18 protein-coding genes and 1 pseudogene are annotated in these 16,771 nt (G+C 31.9%); 4 read left to right on the top strand and 15 right to left on the bottom strand.

All coding sequences use genetic code 11. The features are described from left to right. Positions 1-60: 60 nt before the first annotated feature. From BACPLE_RS04030 to BACPLE_RS04010, 4 genes and pseudogenes are all read right to left on the bottom strand, one after another. Positions 61-1,072 (bottom strand): annotated as a pseudogene (locus tag BACPLE_RS04030) (ArdC family protein). 425 nt (positions 1,073-1,497) lie between these two features. After that, complete coding sequence (locus BACPLE_RS04020; protein ID WP_007559111.1) at positions 1,498-2,091, bottom strand: recombinase family protein; 594 nt, start codon at positions 2,089-2,091, stop codon at positions 1,498-1,500. A 190-nt stretch (positions 2,092-2,281) separates the two neighbouring features. Continuing rightward, positions 2,282-3,004, bottom strand: a complete 723-nt coding sequence (locus tag BACPLE_RS04015) for a TetR/AcrR family transcriptional regulator (RefSeq protein ID WP_007559082.1) — start codon at positions 3,002-3,004, stop codon at positions 2,282-2,284. Between the two features lie 2 nt (positions 3,005-3,006). Then, positions 3,007-4,242, bottom strand: coding sequence for an aminotransferase class I/II-fold pyridoxal phosphate-dependent enzyme (locus BACPLE_RS04010; protein ID WP_007559081.1), 1,236 nt, complete (start codon positions 4,240-4,242; stop codon positions 3,007-3,009). Between the two features lie 168 nt (positions 4,243-4,410). Here BACPLE_RS04010 and BACPLE_RS04005 point away from each other — a divergent pair, with 168 nt between their 5' ends. From BACPLE_RS04005 to BACPLE_RS03990, 4 genes are all read left to right on the top strand, one after another. Beyond that, complete coding sequence (locus BACPLE_RS04005; RefSeq protein ID WP_004295351.1) at positions 4,411-5,409, top strand: DUF7689 domain-containing protein; 999 nt, start codon at positions 4,411-4,413, stop codon at positions 5,407-5,409. Between the two features lie 211 nt (positions 5,410-5,620). Next, a complete protein-coding gene (locus BACPLE_RS04000) occupies positions 5,621-6,943 on the top strand; it encodes a hypothetical protein (RefSeq protein WP_007559169.1) in 1,323 nt (440 codons plus the stop codon). A gap of 9 nt (positions 6,944-6,952) precedes the next feature. After that, the gene (locus tag BACPLE_RS03995) at positions 6,953-8,632 is read left to right on the top strand and encodes an MAC/perforin domain-containing protein (protein WP_007559167.1); all 1,680 of its coding nucleotides are present in this window, start codon (positions 6,953-6,955) and stop codon (positions 8,630-8,632) included. A gap of 43 nt (positions 8,633-8,675) precedes the next feature. After that, entirely contained in the window at positions 8,676-9,104 is a 429-nt protein-coding gene (locus BACPLE_RS03990; protein ID WP_005780925.1) for a hypothetical protein, read from the top strand. A gap of 434 nt (positions 9,105-9,538) precedes the next feature. Here the strand turns inward: BACPLE_RS03990 and BACPLE_RS03985 are convergent, their stop codons facing one another. The 11 genes from BACPLE_RS03985 to BACPLE_RS03935 form a co-directional block, all read right to left on the bottom strand. Next, entirely contained in the window at positions 9,539-9,925 is a 387-nt protein-coding gene (locus tag BACPLE_RS03985) for a helix-turn-helix domain-containing protein (RefSeq protein ID WP_007559164.1), read from the bottom strand. After that, the gene (locus tag BACPLE_RS03980; protein WP_004295345.1) at positions 9,918-11,873 is read right to left on the bottom strand and encodes a type IV secretory system conjugative DNA transfer family protein; all 1,956 of its coding nucleotides are present in this window, start codon (positions 11,871-11,873) and stop codon (positions 9,918-9,920) included. Before BACPLE_RS03980 ends, BACPLE_RS03985 begins: the two co-directional genes overlap by 8 nt. Before the next feature lie 3 nt (positions 11,874-11,876). Continuing rightward, positions 11,877-12,101, bottom strand: coding sequence for a hypothetical protein (locus BACPLE_RS03975; protein WP_004295344.1), 225 nt, complete (start codon positions 12,099-12,101; stop codon positions 11,877-11,879). Positions 12,102-12,275: 174 nt separating this feature from the next. Continuing rightward, complete coding sequence (locus tag BACPLE_RS03970) at positions 12,276-12,719, bottom strand: hypothetical protein (RefSeq protein WP_007559162.1); 444 nt, start codon at positions 12,717-12,719, stop codon at positions 12,276-12,278. A gap of 10 nt (positions 12,720-12,729) precedes the next feature. Next, the gene (locus BACPLE_RS03965; RefSeq protein WP_004295341.1) at positions 12,730-13,002 is read right to left on the bottom strand and encodes a hypothetical protein; all 273 of its coding nucleotides are present in this window, start codon (positions 13,000-13,002) and stop codon (positions 12,730-12,732) included. Beyond that, on the bottom strand, positions 12,993-13,271 hold the full coding sequence (locus BACPLE_RS03960) for an HU family DNA-binding protein (RefSeq protein ID WP_004295340.1): 279 nt from the start codon (positions 13,269-13,271) through the stop codon (positions 12,993-12,995). Before BACPLE_RS03960 ends, BACPLE_RS03965 begins: the two co-directional genes overlap by 10 nt. Positions 13,272-13,282: 11 nt before the next feature. Next, positions 13,283-13,636 carry a hypothetical protein gene (locus tag BACPLE_RS03955; RefSeq protein ID WP_004295339.1) on the bottom strand — a complete coding sequence of 118 codons (354 nt, stop codon included), beginning with the start codon at positions 13,634-13,636 and terminating at the stop codon, positions 13,283-13,285. Continuing rightward, positions 13,633-14,469, bottom strand: coding sequence for a topoisomerase C-terminal repeat-containing protein (locus BACPLE_RS03950; RefSeq protein ID WP_007559158.1), 837 nt, complete (start codon positions 14,467-14,469; stop codon positions 13,633-13,635). Before BACPLE_RS03950 ends, BACPLE_RS03955 begins: the two co-directional genes overlap by 4 nt. Next, positions 14,470-15,177 carry a hypothetical protein gene (locus BACPLE_RS03945; protein ID WP_007559156.1) on the bottom strand — a complete coding sequence of 236 codons (708 nt, stop codon included), beginning with the start codon at positions 15,175-15,177 and terminating at the stop codon, positions 14,470-14,472. It lies immediately after the preceding gene. Continuing rightward, the gene (locus BACPLE_RS03940) at positions 15,158-15,661 is read right to left on the bottom strand and encodes a PH domain-containing protein (RefSeq protein ID WP_005647342.1); all 504 of its coding nucleotides are present in this window, start codon (positions 15,659-15,661) and stop codon (positions 15,158-15,160) included. The genes BACPLE_RS03945 and BACPLE_RS03940 overlap by 20 nt, the downstream gene beginning before the upstream one ends. Next, a complete protein-coding gene (locus BACPLE_RS03935; RefSeq protein WP_007559154.1) occupies positions 15,658-16,767 on the bottom strand; it encodes a toprim domain-containing protein in 1,110 nt (369 codons plus the stop codon). Before BACPLE_RS03935 ends, BACPLE_RS03940 begins: the two co-directional genes overlap by 4 nt. Positions 16,768-16,771: the final 4 nt, after the last annotated feature.

Below are 16,771 nucleotides of genomic sequence, written 5' to 3'. Positions count from 1 at the left end.
TTTTTGGTTCTTTTTTGGCGTTTGAAAAAAGAACTCCCCCAAAGAGGAGGGAAGGAACCTTTAAGCAACCTTTGTATTTTTCTCTTCTTCAACTTCTTCCACATCTAGCCTTATATTTAGATGCTGGGCTATGAATTTACTACCTTTAATAGCATCTGCCAATACAGTAAATAAAAATTTAGGTTCTTCTTTTATTGCTTTGCACCATGATTTTAAATAAGCCGCATTTTCTTCTCTGACGGTTACAGAAATACCCAAATATACACCAGACAAAGCCGATATTAATTCTGCTACAAGTTCTTCACGCCCATAATTGAATTTATCATTTTCATAAAATCCTTTTCGATTTAGTCTATTTTTAACACCTGTACTATGTCCCATTTCATGTAATTCTGTACCATAAAAACTTTCTCCGTCCTTAAATTGGCTCTTTAAAGGTAAAGTAATGCTATCATTTGATATTGAATAAAACGCACTATCACTAGAAACCGTTTGAATAGGACATACCCAATTTTGATTCTTATTCATTTCATCAAGTATTGGATTTACATACATTTCTTTCTCTTCTTGTGGCTGTTCCTCTCCTGAAAATTTAGCCTTTAATATATCCCATCTATTGGGATATTTTTCCGCAAAGTTTGTTTGGTCTAAATTAAAAACTTGGAAATATTTTGTATAAGCTGCTAAACGGTATTCTTTTTGTTCTTCTTCTGATAATTTGTTATATTCATCATATGAAATTTTTTCATTTGTCTGACGATGATAAGCACAAAATAATGTATAATAAACAGGAAAAGCAACAGCACCTTTTAGAACATTAATACCTTCGTTTCGTGCTTGATTGAATGTCAAAAAAACAGGAGTTTGATAATTATATTTTTCACACAAAAAATAAAGTAAAAAAAGCGTTTCCACCACTATAAGTACGACCTGTTAAATTTTGTGGTAAAAAGTTCTGTTTAGAGTTGACTTTAGAGAACCAAGGTTTTTGCCAATTCATAGACAAGCTTTCAATTTTTTCAACCATAAGGTTTACAAACTTCTCTGCATTTTTATCAAAAGTAGATTTCATAATTTTGGTTTGCTGTTCTTTATACTGGCAGCCAAACCAGCTTTAAAAGTTTATTTATCTCTTTATTTTCAATACTCAAAGATAGTAATTTTCTATAAATGTCGCAAATAATAAGACAATTATTTTTGTTAAAAATAGTTTATAATCGGCTGATTTTTAACGTATTATCTTTTCCCTAAAGTTTTATATATTTTGGGTGAGAGATAAGGTTTTATAAACGGAATATTCCCTTTAGGGAACATGAAGTCTATAAAACCGAATATCCAATGCCTTGCTTTTGTAGGTGCTTCATAGAAGCGGTGAAAAAAGCAAAGCATTGGATATACCTTAGAAGGGTGGGTGGGAAAATGCGTTAGGGATTGCAGCGGAAAGCCCACAGCGTAGCGAGGACTTGCAGCGAAAAGCCCGACCTGAAAGGTAACGCCCTATTTATTTCTTCTATTCATCAATCTTACTTTTTCATAGCGTAAATACCTATACAAAGTAGCCTTACTTCCAATGTGTAAAATTCTACATATTTCATCTATAGAATAATCCCGATTTTCATATAAACGCTTTGCTGCTATAGCTTTTCTCTTTGCATCTTCCGATAACCCTATAGGTCGTCCCGTAAGTTTCCCTCGTTCTTTTGCAGCTTGTAATCCAGCCCTAGTTCGTTCTACTATTATTTCACGTTCATATTCAGCCAATGAAGCAAAAATTCCAAATTGACATCTTCCTAAAGCACTATTAGTATCAATACCATCAACTATGCTTTTGAATGCAATTTTTCTTTTCTGCAAACAATCAACTATATAAACTAAATCTTTCAAAGAACGTCCTAATCTATCTAGCTTCCAGATAACAAAAGTATCACCTTCTCGCAAATATGCAAGGGCTTTATCTAATTCGGGTCTATCCTTTACTCCTGATACTTTTTCCTCAAATATAAGTTTGCATCCGGCTTCTTTTAAAGCATCTAGCTGCAAATCTAAATTCTGTTCCCTCGTTGAAACACGAGCGTAGCCTATTATCTCCATTTTATTTAAATCCAAGTTTCATAAATTCAACTATTCGCGAAACTATTTTAAACTAGGGCTTTCCCCCCTGTTATTACCTCTAGTACTATTATAAATCAAAAGTACAGAAAAAGGGTCGTTTTGTGAAACAAAAGATTTTTGGTTAGGCTATAGACCCGTCCAATGGGTTTTTCCTCATTGGACGGATATTTTAGATAGAAACAATAATTTCTTTAGGGATTCCTGTATAATATGCTATTTTTTCTACAGGAATATTATCTTCTCTCATTTTTATTATAATATCAATATTTTCTTTAGTAATAGAAGAAGGTATAAACGTAAATAAAATGTCTGACAATTTGCTTATAGCCTTAATAACTTTTTGTTTGTCAGATTCTTTTTTTAAGTCTATTTCACTGAAAGTTGAAAGTTTATCATGCAAAATAAGATAATATATTCCTCCTATTATTAGTGCAGATATAGTTACAATGTCAATATCTGTATTGGAGAATATGTTTGAGAATTTTTGGCATAAAGGTAACGTGTGCAATTCCCGTAGTTGAGCGGTACGTTGACTAGTTTCATTGTTATTAGCTAGTTCCCATTTTAGAAGTTCTTGCATGATTTTATTTTCTGATAAAGATTGAAATAAACCTACAAGAATGTTCATATATAGTGCTTTATCGTTACTAGATTGTTTTTGTGATTTTACAATATCGCTAAACCAATAGTCGTATTTTTTTACATACTCGTCAATGAACTTATTCAAATCATCATATCTGTTATAGAATTGTACAGGCTCAATTTCAGCTTGTCGCATAATACCTGTAACTGTTAGATTAGAAAATCCTTCAGTTTCAATTAAATGGGTTGCCGCATTAATAATGCTTTCCTTTATGTCTTTGGCACTTCTTCGCTTTCTCCTTTCTTTCATTATTATTTTATTTTTATGTTCTTATTTATATCATTAAGAGTATTGACTAAAGATTCTAATTGTTCAAGTTTATGCGTGGCAAGAACGCTGACCCTTAATCTTGCTTCTTTGGTTCTTACAGCCGGATATACAATTCCAATTGTAAAGATACCTTTTTCTTGCAACATTTTAGCAATTTCGTAAACCTTTTTATTATCTCTTATCATAATAGGAAAAATAGGGGAAACAGATTTTCCTATGTCGAACCCTTCTTCTTTCAACCGTTTTCTAAGATAGTTCGTATTTTCCCAAAGTTTGGTTCTTATTTGTGGTTCTTTTTTTATAATCTCTAAAGCTTTTAGTATGGATGCTGTGACTTGTGGGGTAGGGGCTGCTGAAAACACATTGCTGTCCGCATAAAATTTCAAGTATTGTATTATCTTCTTCGAAGCTGCTGCAAATCCCCCTACGCAACCAAATGACTTGCTGAATGTGCCAGTAATAATATCAATTTGACCTAAACAGTTATAGTATTCAGCTGTTCCTCTGCCATTGGCTCCCATTACTCCTATTCCATGTGCATCATCTAACATCAGCATGGTTTCATAAGTCTTGCAAAGAGTAATAATTTCCGGAAGTAAAGACAAATCCCCATCCTGGGAATATACACCATCTATTATTACAAGTTTAGTTTGATATTGCCCTTTGACTTCTTTTAGTACCTTCTCCAAATATTCTAGGTCGTTATGCCCAATTCGTTTTATATTTGTTCCTTTTAGTCCAGCCATTGCGCTTGTGTGGATATAAGGGTCTATCAATGCAATATCATTTTGACCCAATAAGGCTCTTAGTATTCCGGCATTTGCTCCAAATCCGGAAGAAAATAAAATAGCTTCTTCTTGTCCTACAAAAGAAGCTATTTCTTTCTCTAGCTGTTGGTGTATGTCGAGATAACCACCTATTACTTGTGCAGCGCAAGCACCTGTTCCATATTTTTTTATAGCATCTATACCTGCTTGTTTAGTTTCTTCTCTTTGTGACATACCTAAATAATCATTAGAAATAAATGCAATAACAGGTTCGTTGAAGCCTTCAATTGCCATTGTTGAACCGATACCTGTATGTGAAGTTATCCAATAGCTTTTACATCCGAAATCATTTAGTTGCTCAATGTACTGCTGGAAATCATTTGCTCTCTCAATAGCATTTTTCCCATAGGATAGTTCAAAGTCTTTTAATGAATGATAAGTTTTTTCCATATTAGTATAATTTAGATTGTATATTGCAAAAATAGCAAATATATTATGTTTTTAAGCATTAACAGTGGAAAAAACAATATAATTCTTATATTATATACAATTTGTATTGTATATTTGCGATATGCAAATGCATTTGCTGAATAATTACTAACTTAAAAATATCGTTTTATGAGAAAACAAATTTTAATTTTATTAGGTTTCTCTTTTAGTCTTATTGCTTGTCAGCAAAACGAAGAGATTGGTTCTGTGGAGGATAATGCCAATCCAAACGAACTTACTACTAGAGCTGCTTCTATGAGAAGGGTTCCTACACAAGCGGAAAAGGATAATCTTAAAAAGGATTTCCCAAATTTAGATGTAAATAATATTTCTGTAACAGGAGAAGCAACAGGTACATATAATTGTATTGCTTATTCTATGGGGATAACTAACAAATGGATTGACCCAGAATCTTTTTACAATGATTTTATAGAACAGTATAAAAATGCTAAAACTTTATATGGTTCGTCTTGTAATTATGAACAGACTAGTACAGAAGGTAGCAATGCTACTGTTGATGGTTGGGGAACAAGTAGTATAGATATGACTCATGGAAGTGTTGTATATAGTAGCGGTACTTGGGAGTCAAAACTTGGGCGTTATTTGCGTATTACCCATAAAAGGAGTGAGCTATCTGGCACTTTGTATGGTAGAATTTTGGTTTCTTTTATCGAGAGTAGAACAAAGACTGATATGTCGGAGATAAAGGAACTTGCAAAACAGATAGCACAAGAAGATATTGAACTTTCTGATGCAGAAAAACAAGCTGTCATTGATAAAGCTGCAAATATTAATTGTGAGGTAAAGACTAAGTTTAACGATTTGTTTAATTCATGGAACGAAGAAATTTCAATAAATCCACAAACTAAATATAGTTCAAGTACTCTCGCTTATACAACATTACCACAGTTTAAAGAAATGCAAGCGATGGGTAAAAATATTATTCCGTTAATAATGGAAAAACTTTTAGATGAAGATAATTTCTTTTTGCTTCCTCTATATGATGCTATACAGACTGATTCTCAATTAAAAATAAGCTATAAGAAAGGTGATGCAAAGATTCTAGAAGGAGAACAGAATAAGGCTAAAAGAACAGTTCGTCTTTGGCTAAGTCTTTCGGGAAATTAAGTAAAATATAACTGACTTTTTGGGATAAATAGCTCTTAACGTAATATGCTGTAAGAGCTATTTATATATTTACCTAAAAGTTTTTGGCATCATGGATTTGTTTTCTCTTCGTCCTTTTGTATATGTGGCGTATTCGCGTGCGTCAGAAAGTAAATCTACGTGAACTCTATTGTGTATTTGTTTCTAAGGACATAATTTTAAAACTATATTTATGAAAAAAAAATTCTATTCTTTTTGGGGCGTAAGTCAATTATTGGTAGGAGCAATGACTATTGGTCTTGTCTCTTGTGAAAAAAGTTCTGAACTTTTATATGATTTTTCGGAAACATCAGAAAGTTCAATCCAGTCAAGAGCTATCTCTGTTGCTGACTCTGTGAGTCTGTTTTCTAATATAGATGAGTTTAAAAAAAAGCCAGAAACGAAATCTTATTCTTATTATCCTGAGACAGATGAATTTTATTCATCAAATATGTATGCTGTTAGAGAGCTTCCTTTTGCGTTGAAAGTCAGAGGAGGTGGAGTGGTTGGACAGCCTTATCTTTCTACTCAAGGAATGAGAAAAGAATTGATACTTTCAGCTTATAGTTCTTCAAAATTCTATTTAAAGATTTTGCCACCTAGTAGTGGAATACCATATTTGATTTATTCAAAGTCTTATAATAAGCCATTGGTTTGTGGTCAATATAACAATGACCCAAACAATAAACTTGTTTTTGTTTGGGACTCGGAAGATATAAGTTCTGGAAGTTGGGACCTTATACCATCAACATATAAAGGATATTTTAATATTGAAAATCAGACATATTTAGGAACGGCAGACCCCAATAATCCTTGGAGTGTGTTTAATTATTCTATAGAAGTAAAGAGTAATGGGCAGGTAGGGTATGCAAAATATAATAAGCAACCACAGCAAGAGTTTCTATTAGAGTTTCAGGATAAATTTAAAGTAAAAGAAATAGCATTTGAACCTAAAGCTGTAGTGACGGAATTAGACCCTGTTGTTGTGTATTCAAATGGTCAGACAGGAGCAGTTGCTGGACCATCAAATATTACAATTTATGCAAAAAAAGATGTAAAAGATACTTCTTGTTATACAGAAAAAGGAGCTTTGAAAATTCCAATGGCAAATGAAAAACAAATGTTTTTACGTCCTGCAATAATAGCCGGGCAATTTATTGCCCCTGGCAATTTTAGTAGTGGGGAAATGCCTGATTCAACAATATTTTTGCCTAGAGCTCCTTATACTTCCACAACGTATGAGATACCTAAAACATTATCGGTGACTATTCCGGTAGAAGTTGATGAGCCATCTTTAATTAAAGTAACGACTTATTTAAAGAAATATAGTGTAAAGGCTGACTATACTATTACTATGACTTATCGTAATGGAAATGAGGCTAATGATAGAGAAGTTAAATTTAAAGGTTCTTGGTATGGAATAATAAATACTACATCAAAGGCAAAACCAGACGAAATAGTAACAATTCCTTTAGAAGAATATATGAAAAGTTTATCTAATAATAATCTGCAATAAGAAAAGATTATGAAATCAATATTATATATAATAATTTTATCTGTTATAGCTCCATTGTTTATAGCTTGTTCAGAGGATTTGAACTTATGCGCACAGCAAAATACAGTGGTTGAAACTGATTATTCATGTGATGATGTGATTCTTCAAGAACGTAATCCATCTCTTCCAGATGTTATTACAGGACAACCTTCTTTTGATGAAGAGTTGACAAGAAGTGGTGAGATGATTGGGGGAACTGATAAATATCTAGGTTATGGTTATAAATTGCTTAAGGGGAATTATATACCAAGTGATTTTGATAACTTTACGCATTCCATACTTGATATTGAATCTCTAAAAGAATATGATGAATCATATATTGATGAAAATTATCCTAACTGGAACGACCAGTCATCGTTTGCTTATTATGATTTTAATAATTATACGCATTTTTCATCAATAAGTAAAACTGTGAAAAGTGGATTTTCTTTAAATCTAGGATTTTTTTCTATAGGGAAAAAGAAAACGACAACCGAAACATTTAGAACTTTTATTAATGAATCAAAAGAACAAGCTTATGGGGAAATGAATATATTGTTTGCTCATGGCAAATTTACCTTGTTAAGTTCCAATGGTTCTAATAAAGTGTTTGCAAGGCAGTTTTTAAGAAGGTCTTTTATTAATAATTTATATACCTCTCCTATATCATCTATCATTGATTCATATGGAGATTTTGTTGTTGTTGGTTATTATACAGGTGGAAGAGCTTTTGCGCAATATATGGGTAATGCGGATTCAAATACGAATGTTGAACAGAAAACTAAATCCTTAGAGAAAAATATTAATGCTTCACTTGTATATAAAGGTGATTCACTTAATGGGTCGTTCGGATTTAATGGAAAGGATGGTACTTTTGATTCTACAGTTTACAAAAGACAAGATATATTTATACGTGTAAAAACATTGGGTGGTATTCAAGATGAAACAGGTGTAGTGAATACTACAATGGCACTTAAAGACATAAATATAAACTTGCAATCTTGGAGAAAATCATTAAATGATTCAAAAAATCATACAGTGATTGATTTAATAGAAGAAGGATTATATCCAATGTCGGATTTTGTACTGGAAAGAAACTTTCAAAGACGTTTTGATGATACTTCTAAGGAAATTCTTCTTCCTGTTACAAGACTTTATACTCCGTCTATTACGATTGCAAGAGTATTGACAAAGACATCTGCTTCGGGAGAAAGTTTATATGATGTAGCTGCTGTGTTAACAACAAGACAGGGTGACCAAATAGTATTGAGTAAAAGTAATGCTACGGATGCGGAATTAAGGCAAAATGAAGATGATAATGTTTTTATCAAAAAAGCCCAAATTATATCGGCAGAAATATCAAGGTATTTCAGCTCTGATATTCAGATAAGTTATAATACTAGAAAGCGTATTAATCCTCAAATGCGTTCTCCGCTATGTATGGTTTTGGAGAACTTCAATGAAAAAGGTTTCTGTAAGTACTATCATGAGGCAACTAATATGGAATATTTATACGACCCAACTACCAAACTCTGTTTTTCATTTTTTGCAGATGAAAGAGATGAGAGTTTGCTGGAAGTATATGGTCTTAGTTCATGGGCTTCTAATTTAGTAGAAAAACAGATTTCAATAGCAACATTAGCAAATCTATACACAATTATAGGATTGTAATTTTGAAGTCTGGTATTTATATTAATATAATCTATTTTAATACATGGTACATTATTTTAAACAATCTTGCTTATTAATGCTTTGGGCATTATTTTTAGTAAACATAAGTTTTACAAGTTGTGATGATAAAAATCCAGAGGTACAAATAGGAGAACTTACTCCCCAAAAACTATATCAAACCTCATGGCGTGGTACAGGTCGTTGTGATGCTTGGGTAGTTCCCAATATGGGAGTAGGTATGCAATTTATAGATACTCAATCGGGGAAAGTAAATTGGGAAAGTTACGATGAAATTGATATTACTTACAAAATAGAAGGAAAATATATCATATTTAATAGCAATGCTTTATATTTAGGTGGTGCTCCTTGGGTTATTAAAAGCTATACCCAAAAACATATAACTCTTATACAAAATGAAGCAAGTCCAGATAAAGAGAAAGTAGCTATAATAGAATTAGATAGGATAGATTGATTTCGATTGTATTGTTAAAAGGTATGTATTTGGATGCTCTCTTTTCATATTATAAGTATTTGTTATTATACTGGTATCATTTTTATGAAATGGACATAGGGAAAAGAAGATTCTCGTGTTGCTCTTTCTGGGTTTCGGGGAGTGAAGGATATTAATCACATATTCATATTATTTATATATAATATGGCATTTTGTCCTTCTTCTTTTTCCCTATAGTTTTATGGTATCAATTCTTTGTGTCCGGCTTCCAGCAGCTTTTTGTATTTGGTATCAAAAAGGAGTTCTTCAGGGTGTACCAGGGACGATAATTCGGTATCATTTCATCATGCTATATACGCCCATCAGTGCCAGAACTCCAAAAGAATAGGTATCACAAATTCTTTAAAGTAATATTGGAAAATAAAAGAGAGTATTTTGTACTCTCTTTTATTTTATTAGGGCTGTAATAAATTGATGGCTTTTTGAAGATTAGCTTCTAGCTCTTTTTTAGCGTTTGACATAGCATCCTCATAGTTTTTTTCTGATTGTCTTATAATTTCTATTATAACAGAATTATAATTGGCTTTTTGCGCTTCATCTTCTTCTGTATTAGAAATCAGATAAAACTTTTCACTAAATATTAAATCTATAAAAACATAGTTAGAATAAAAATTCAGCACTTGAAATAAAAGTTTTAGGCTGCCCCCTTTTCCTAGTTCAAGATTTGAAATCGCATTTTGTTTACAGTTCAGCTGTTCTGCTAATTGAGCTTGGGAATATCCTATATGCTCTCGGATTTGCTTTAACCTTGTGCCTAAAATTGGTAATGTAATGTTATACATATTGTTCTATTACTGTTTCTACTTCGTCGTATATTCTCTTAAAGTTTTTTTGCAGTAATTTCTCTCTATTATCTGCTGTCCCAAAGTTATATACTTTTGGCAGTTCTTTGTAGGCTTCTTCTTCTTTCTTAATTTTTTTTAAATCTAAATTGGTTTTGCAATGGTACATCGCTGTTGGAAAATTATCTTCTTGTCCAAAATCTAATGCAACTTGCCCTACTAATGTACCAGCTTGTAATGAAGATATTTTGGATGCCGGGATAACAAAATCCATTTGTTCATTCATATTAATTGTTGTTTCGTTTCTTCTGATAGTAACACCTTCTTTTACTTGCTTAACTTTTCCAAATAGTTTTTGTAGCCAATCTAAAGTTTCAGGAGCTTTAGCTTGCCCGGATAAAGTGTTACCTATAATAGAAGTTATAGTTTTTGCGGTAGCTTTGCCGTATTGTTCTTCTAATTGCGGTAGTTCCTGTAATCCCAAACAAATTGAAACCTTATTGCTACGTGCAGTAGAAAGTAGTGTTGCAAGTTGATAAAAATATAATGTGGGACATTCATCTACTATGATTGAAGTAGGGTAGTTACCTTTTGTATTGACAAGTCTAGTTAATCGGTTAATGATAAGTGCATTTAAAGCACTATTCATGCTTTGTGTTTTAGGGTTATTTGCAATGATAAGATAACTAGGGTCTTTTTTATCTGATACTTTTAAATTGAAATCATTGCCACTAAATACCCAAAAAGATTCTTTAGTAGCCAGTCTTGATAACTGTACTTTTAGACTTGCCATCTGTCCTTCTAATTGGTCCACTGCTCCTGATTTATATGCAGCTTCAAATGGGGAAACTAGTGATTTTAATTCAGGTTCGGAAAAGAGGACTTTAAAAAGTACGTCATATTCTTGATTAAGGAAAGCCAGTACATGCGGTAAATCTGAATATTTGCCATTCTCGTATCTAGACCAAAAATAAATAGAAGCTGCTAACAAGTTTACTGCTGATGTTTTAAAAAAATCGCTATTACCTCCACTTCCTTTGTCGCCTTTTTGTAAACTCTCATATAATGCTTCTGCCGTTTCTGTTGCATCTGCTAGGATTTCTATATATTCTCGTTTCAATGGGTTTATTCTTCTACTATATTCAATATCAGAAAAATTAATGACATTGAACTTGAAATTACTTGGTATTTTTCCTAATTGCTTGTTCTTTTGATAATTATAATATGCAATTTTGGCAAGTTCAGGAAATTTGAAGTCGTAAACAACTTCTGCAAATCCTTTAGCTGAATGTTGTCTTATAAAAGAATTTATAACAGAAAAAGATTTACCACTTCCAGGCGTTCCTATTACGAAAGTTCCACGAAAACAGTTACATATATTCAGCCACCCATTATGCCACTTTCTATTGTAGAAAAACTTCATCGGAATATTGACAGAGAATTCTGTTTCTACCTTGTCTTTAGATTGTTCAAAGCTTTCATTCTCTATATTAAATCTATCTTTCATAAAGTTTGATTTAATACGTTTGGAAATGTTATCTAGAGCTGAATTTATTAATGTCGCTCCAATTATTGATAGTATAATGTAAGCTATATTATACCATTCTAAACTAGTTTCTCCTTTTTCTTTAAAGAAAAGAAAGCATATACTTCCAAAGAACATTATGAATCCAAAGATTAAAGGAAAAATGATTTGTTTAGTCGGGTCTAATTCTAAATCCTTTTTTGAACGTGTTCCAATGCAAGTAACCATTATAATAAAGAATGTAAATAGTTTACTATAAAGAATATTAGAATAGATAGGAATTTTTGCCATTTTTGATAATAAGGGCATAATTTGTTCACTAAAGGGAAAATGAACAAATAGTAGAATCTCTATGCAAACAGTTATATAAATGAATGCTTGCATGAATCCATATAGTTTTTGTAATTCTTTGCTTTCTTCCATGATTTAATCGGGTATTTTAACTTTTTCAGGTTCCTCACATTGAAAAGCCTTGAAATCTTCTATAGCTAATTTCAAGTCTTCTAAAAAATTGCTATTGCAACCTTTTTCTACTGCTATCTGGTAATATGCTTCCATTGCTTGGACGGAACAAATATCTGTTCCGCATATTACAAAAGCTGGAATGTCTTCTAATAGGCACTTGTGTAATAATCTTTTTTGGTCTTTCATTTTATTAATTCAAATGAAAATACCACTCTTTTATGCAGTGAGAGTGGTATTGGTTTTTATTTTTTGGTATCATAATAATGTTCTCTTATCGTCCATGCCGGGCAGAACCCGGAAAAGTACGGTATCAAATACCTTCCCGGTTTCTCTCCAGTGCAGGCAGAAAAGGTATCAATTCTACTGGTAATTTTCCTGTCCGAATATATGTTGAACCATTGCATAATTTTCACCACTGTTAGACTTATGCAGCTTATCATCAATAAAAATTTTTACTTCGACTGTCTTAGGTAGCTGTAAATTTTCAAGGTTTTCTTCATCTTTAGGTATAGGGTAGGCAGATAGCCATAAATATGTTCCTTGTTTGGCTTCTTGCTCAAATGTGAATGGACTTTCTACAATAGTTTCTTTGGCAGCTTCTTCGGGAGCTTCGGAAGAAATATCTACTCCTACTGTATAATGTATTAGAAGTTTGAAATTTTCTGGGTCGCTTACGGTAGCTTCATAACGTACTTTTCCTGTATCTCCTGTAGGTGGAGTATCAGGGTCGTTGTTATCGTCTTTATTGCATCCAGACAACATAAGGCTTAAACCAATCATTACTAATGATAAATACTTTTTCATATTGTTTCTTTTAAATAGTTGATAATTCAATGTGTATCGTTCCATTTGCAGCATTATATGCTACTTCCTCAATATTGGTGAACCGTCTTATTGATTCTTTCCATTCTTCTGTTTGTGGATTGTGGTAATATTCTTCTTCTAATAGACTTATCAAATTATTTATTTGTTTGTCAGATAGATAAATCTTTTCTCCAACCCTTGGAACTACAGGTAATTGGATTGGTATAGAAATATTGTTCACACCATCTATAGGAATATGGATGTTTATTTCTATCATAGCCATTTCATGTTTAGTATATTTTTGGACGGCTTAAATTTAACAACTTCCTTTTCTGGAACTTCTACAGGTTCTCCAGTTGCCGGATTTCTAGCTATCCGAGCTGGCTGAATAATCTTTTTGAAAGTACCAAAATCTTTTATAGAAACATCTTTTTCTCTTAGATTTTGAGATAATTCTTTGAAAAAACTATCAATTATTTCTGCTACTTCTTTTGTTGGTTTATTTGCCTTTTCAGCAACCATTTTGATTAAATCAGTCTTATTCATTTGCATATCAATAATATTTAATTACTTAAATCACTTAAACAAATTTCAGGAATAATTTGGGTATAGTCTTCTGTATCTGGTCTATAATGTATTGATTCAACTATATTGACCTCACAGATAACATCATATACCCATGCTTTAAAATTCCCTTCTAAATCATCTTCACCATCATTGAATTTATTAAAATCACTTTTAGCTTCATCTGTTAGATATTCTAATAAATTTTGATAGGTAAATTCATTCTGAAACATTATAATGTGAGGTGAAATTTCTTCGCCTATCCTTGGAAGATGCGGAAAATTCCAATCACCCTTTACCTTCATTCCTCTCTCTTTAAAAAAATGGCTATAAATTATAAATTCTATTTTCATATTAGTTTTATTTTAAAATCATCGTTCAGTACAAGCTTTCTTTCCATCGGTTGCCCGTTTTTATCATGAAATCCAGTTAACACAGGTGTTTCTTTTTTCTCGCAAAGTTCTATTGCTTCTTCGGGAGTTATAGAACGTCCTGACATTTCACGCCAAATGACAAAATCACATTTTATGGCTTCATTTCTATAGTTGGAACAATTATAGGCTTTTTTGTTTATATATAAGTTTCCTCCACACTTAGGACACTTACACAATGTATTGTCAAAAGAAATATCTAAGTTCTCTGTTAGAACCAGCCGTGAAGAAAAATCATTTCCTTCTCTTGATTTAAATCCAGTCATAAACGGTGTTTTTTTTCCTCTGGCAAGTATTTCTGCTGCTTCCAATGGTATTTCTCTTTGTGCAATAGTTTTGGGTATATAGAGGTTACAAACTCTGTTGTTGTCCTTGTCCTTTTGTGAATACCCTTTACAAGCATATCCATTTAGTAAAATTTCAATTTCTCTACCACACACAGGACACGGAGTTTCTAATACTTCATTTACGAAAGAAGGAATAACGATTCCATTTTCGATAGTCAGATATGCAGAAAAAGGAACTCCTTTTTTATTATGGAAGTCATGAAATATATCTGTTTTCCCTGTTGTTATTAATTGCCTGGCTATTTCTTCTGTAATCTCTTTTCCCCAATATGAATGATAAATATTAAATGTACATTTGTCATTCATGTTTTTGAAGTAATTACAGGAATATCCTAAACTGCCTTTCATTATGTGTCCTTTCTGGCAAATAGGGCATAAGCCTAAATCTTTGATTGTATCATTATCCATTTAATATCCTCCTTTACTAATCCATTTAATACCGTTTAAAATATTATCTACTTTTTGTTTCCCACTATTTACATATTTAAATTGTCCGGGTACAAGTGTTTTTAGTACTCCAGCCCTTTTAGCGGATTTCATTTGTCGGCATACAGCGTATGCAAGTCCTCGCATTCGTCTAAGTTCATTGACCACATGAATACATAAATCTATCCTTTGCTTATTATCCATAAGATTTTTTTCACCGCCTTGCAATGCTATATTGTTTATGTATATCATTAAATCTACACTTCGACTGATAAGCTCATACTCTGTTTTTGCAATTATGGTTAATAATTTAGGGTCTCCAACTGCATATTTAGCTGCTTCGGATTGGTATTTAGCTATGTCTCTAGCTAAGGTTGAAGCATAAATAATATCTTTTCCATTTTTCACAACTGCATTAACTGTAGAAAGATAGTTGTATGTCTTCTCCTGTAAGGATTGAATTTGATTCATTTTTTGTTGGATTAAAATTTGAAAGTTGCGGATTTTTGTTTCCTCACTTTGTATGTCTTTCAATACACCTTGTTGCTCCTGATGGGAATAAACCAATGTTCCAATCATTACCGGGTCAATGACAATAGATTGTGCTAGTCCTTTTATGTTGCCTAACAGTAACATTAGGGAAAAAAATAAAAGCACTCTTTTCATATCATTATCTGTTTGTAAATTCATATATTCCTTTTTTCTTTTTTTGTTCTTCTACTCTATTTCTGATGGTTTGAATTATATCACTATTAGCTTTAAGACCATTCATCAGTAGTTCTGGTGTTGATTTATCGCCAGAATAAATGTAGATATTGGTGTTGTTTATTAAAGACTGGATAAAACTTTGCTTTTCTTCATAATCATATACACGATATAATTCTATGTAGTTAATCCTTTTTGAAAGCACTCCTTGATATATTTTTATTTGCTCTCTAGTTATAATCCATTTTGTACAAAGTAACATTGAAATATATCTGTAGAAAATTATAAATATCAACAATACTAATATCGTTCCACTGATAAATTTTAATAATTCATGTTCTCTTATATATTTACTAAAAATGAATACGAAAATCGCTAATGTGATTAAAAGGAAATTCTTCATTAACCAATATCGGAATTTAGGCTTTAATATAATATCATCAGAAGCTATGTTTGTTCCATCATTCATAACTTAATACTTTTTTTTTGTTCATGTTGTTTCATTAGAATTTCATTGAAATCTTTTGCTTTTTCTGCTTTATGAGAAATCATAGGAGCTATTATTTTGCTTTTTTCCCTAAAACTTTCTAGTGAAACGTCATTTTTGTTAATAGTGAATTCTCTACCCTTAGTTTTAAACAGCACATCATCTTTATTTTCTTTTATTGTCATTTCTGTATTACTAATGATTCCAGACACTTTAATGTCATACAAATTACCGTTTAAATCATTATCAAAACAGGTATGTACTTTAGCTTGTGGGTATCGCAATAAAGTGTTTTTTATTTGATTAACTGAAATGTACCCTCCTACACTACAAAAAACACTTTCTTCTAATTTGATTTTGTTAGCATTGAGCTGATAGAAGCTCATAGCATCTAAAGCGGATTCTGCAAAGTATATATGTTTTGCCATTTGGGGGTGTGGGCAAAAATCAGCAATCCAAAGCGAGTTACTTTTATCACCTCCGGCAGCCATTCCTTTGAATCCATAGTTTCTTAATTCGTAATTTGTTACTTTGTTGTCTTTATCTTTTGGATTAATATAGGGAAAACCTATATTATAATAATTGCCGTTTCCTTGTAAGTCTTTAACCCTTGTGATAAATGGTAGAAACTTTTCTACGACTTGATGATTTATATTTCTTTCATTTGTGAGAAATCTTAAATCAGCGAGTGTAGTAGGAAATTCTTTATATCTATCTCTGTCAAAAGATTTGTTTTCTGCTTTTACAACTTTGAATGCTTCATATTTAGGACTATAAGGCTCATTTGCGTAATGTCCTAAAATCATATTGATTCGCACAAATGTATTTTGATGTTGGAATTGTGGGAAGTCGTTAATATGATTTTTGATGAACTGAATTAAATCTCCACCTTTATAATTCCTATCATAGTAGTGTTCTTGTACACTATGAGGATTCTTGATGATGATTTCATCCAACTTGTTACCTGCTCCGTCTGTCAGTTTAAAAACAGGCGAAACCTTTCCTTTGCTAATGTCTTGTTTATATCCTAAATCTTCAAGTATTTGAATGATGGATATTTTAGCCTTATAATCGTCAAATGTTAGCATAATA

Origin of the sequence: Phocaeicola plebeius DSM 17135, from assembly GCF_000187895.1 — a bacterium.
Lineage (GTDB): Bacteria > Bacteroidota > Bacteroidia > Bacteroidales > Bacteroidaceae > Phocaeicola > Phocaeicola plebeius.
The sequence above is the reverse complement of the archived record's forward strand: the minus strand, read 5'-3'. Positions and strand labels throughout refer to the sequence as shown.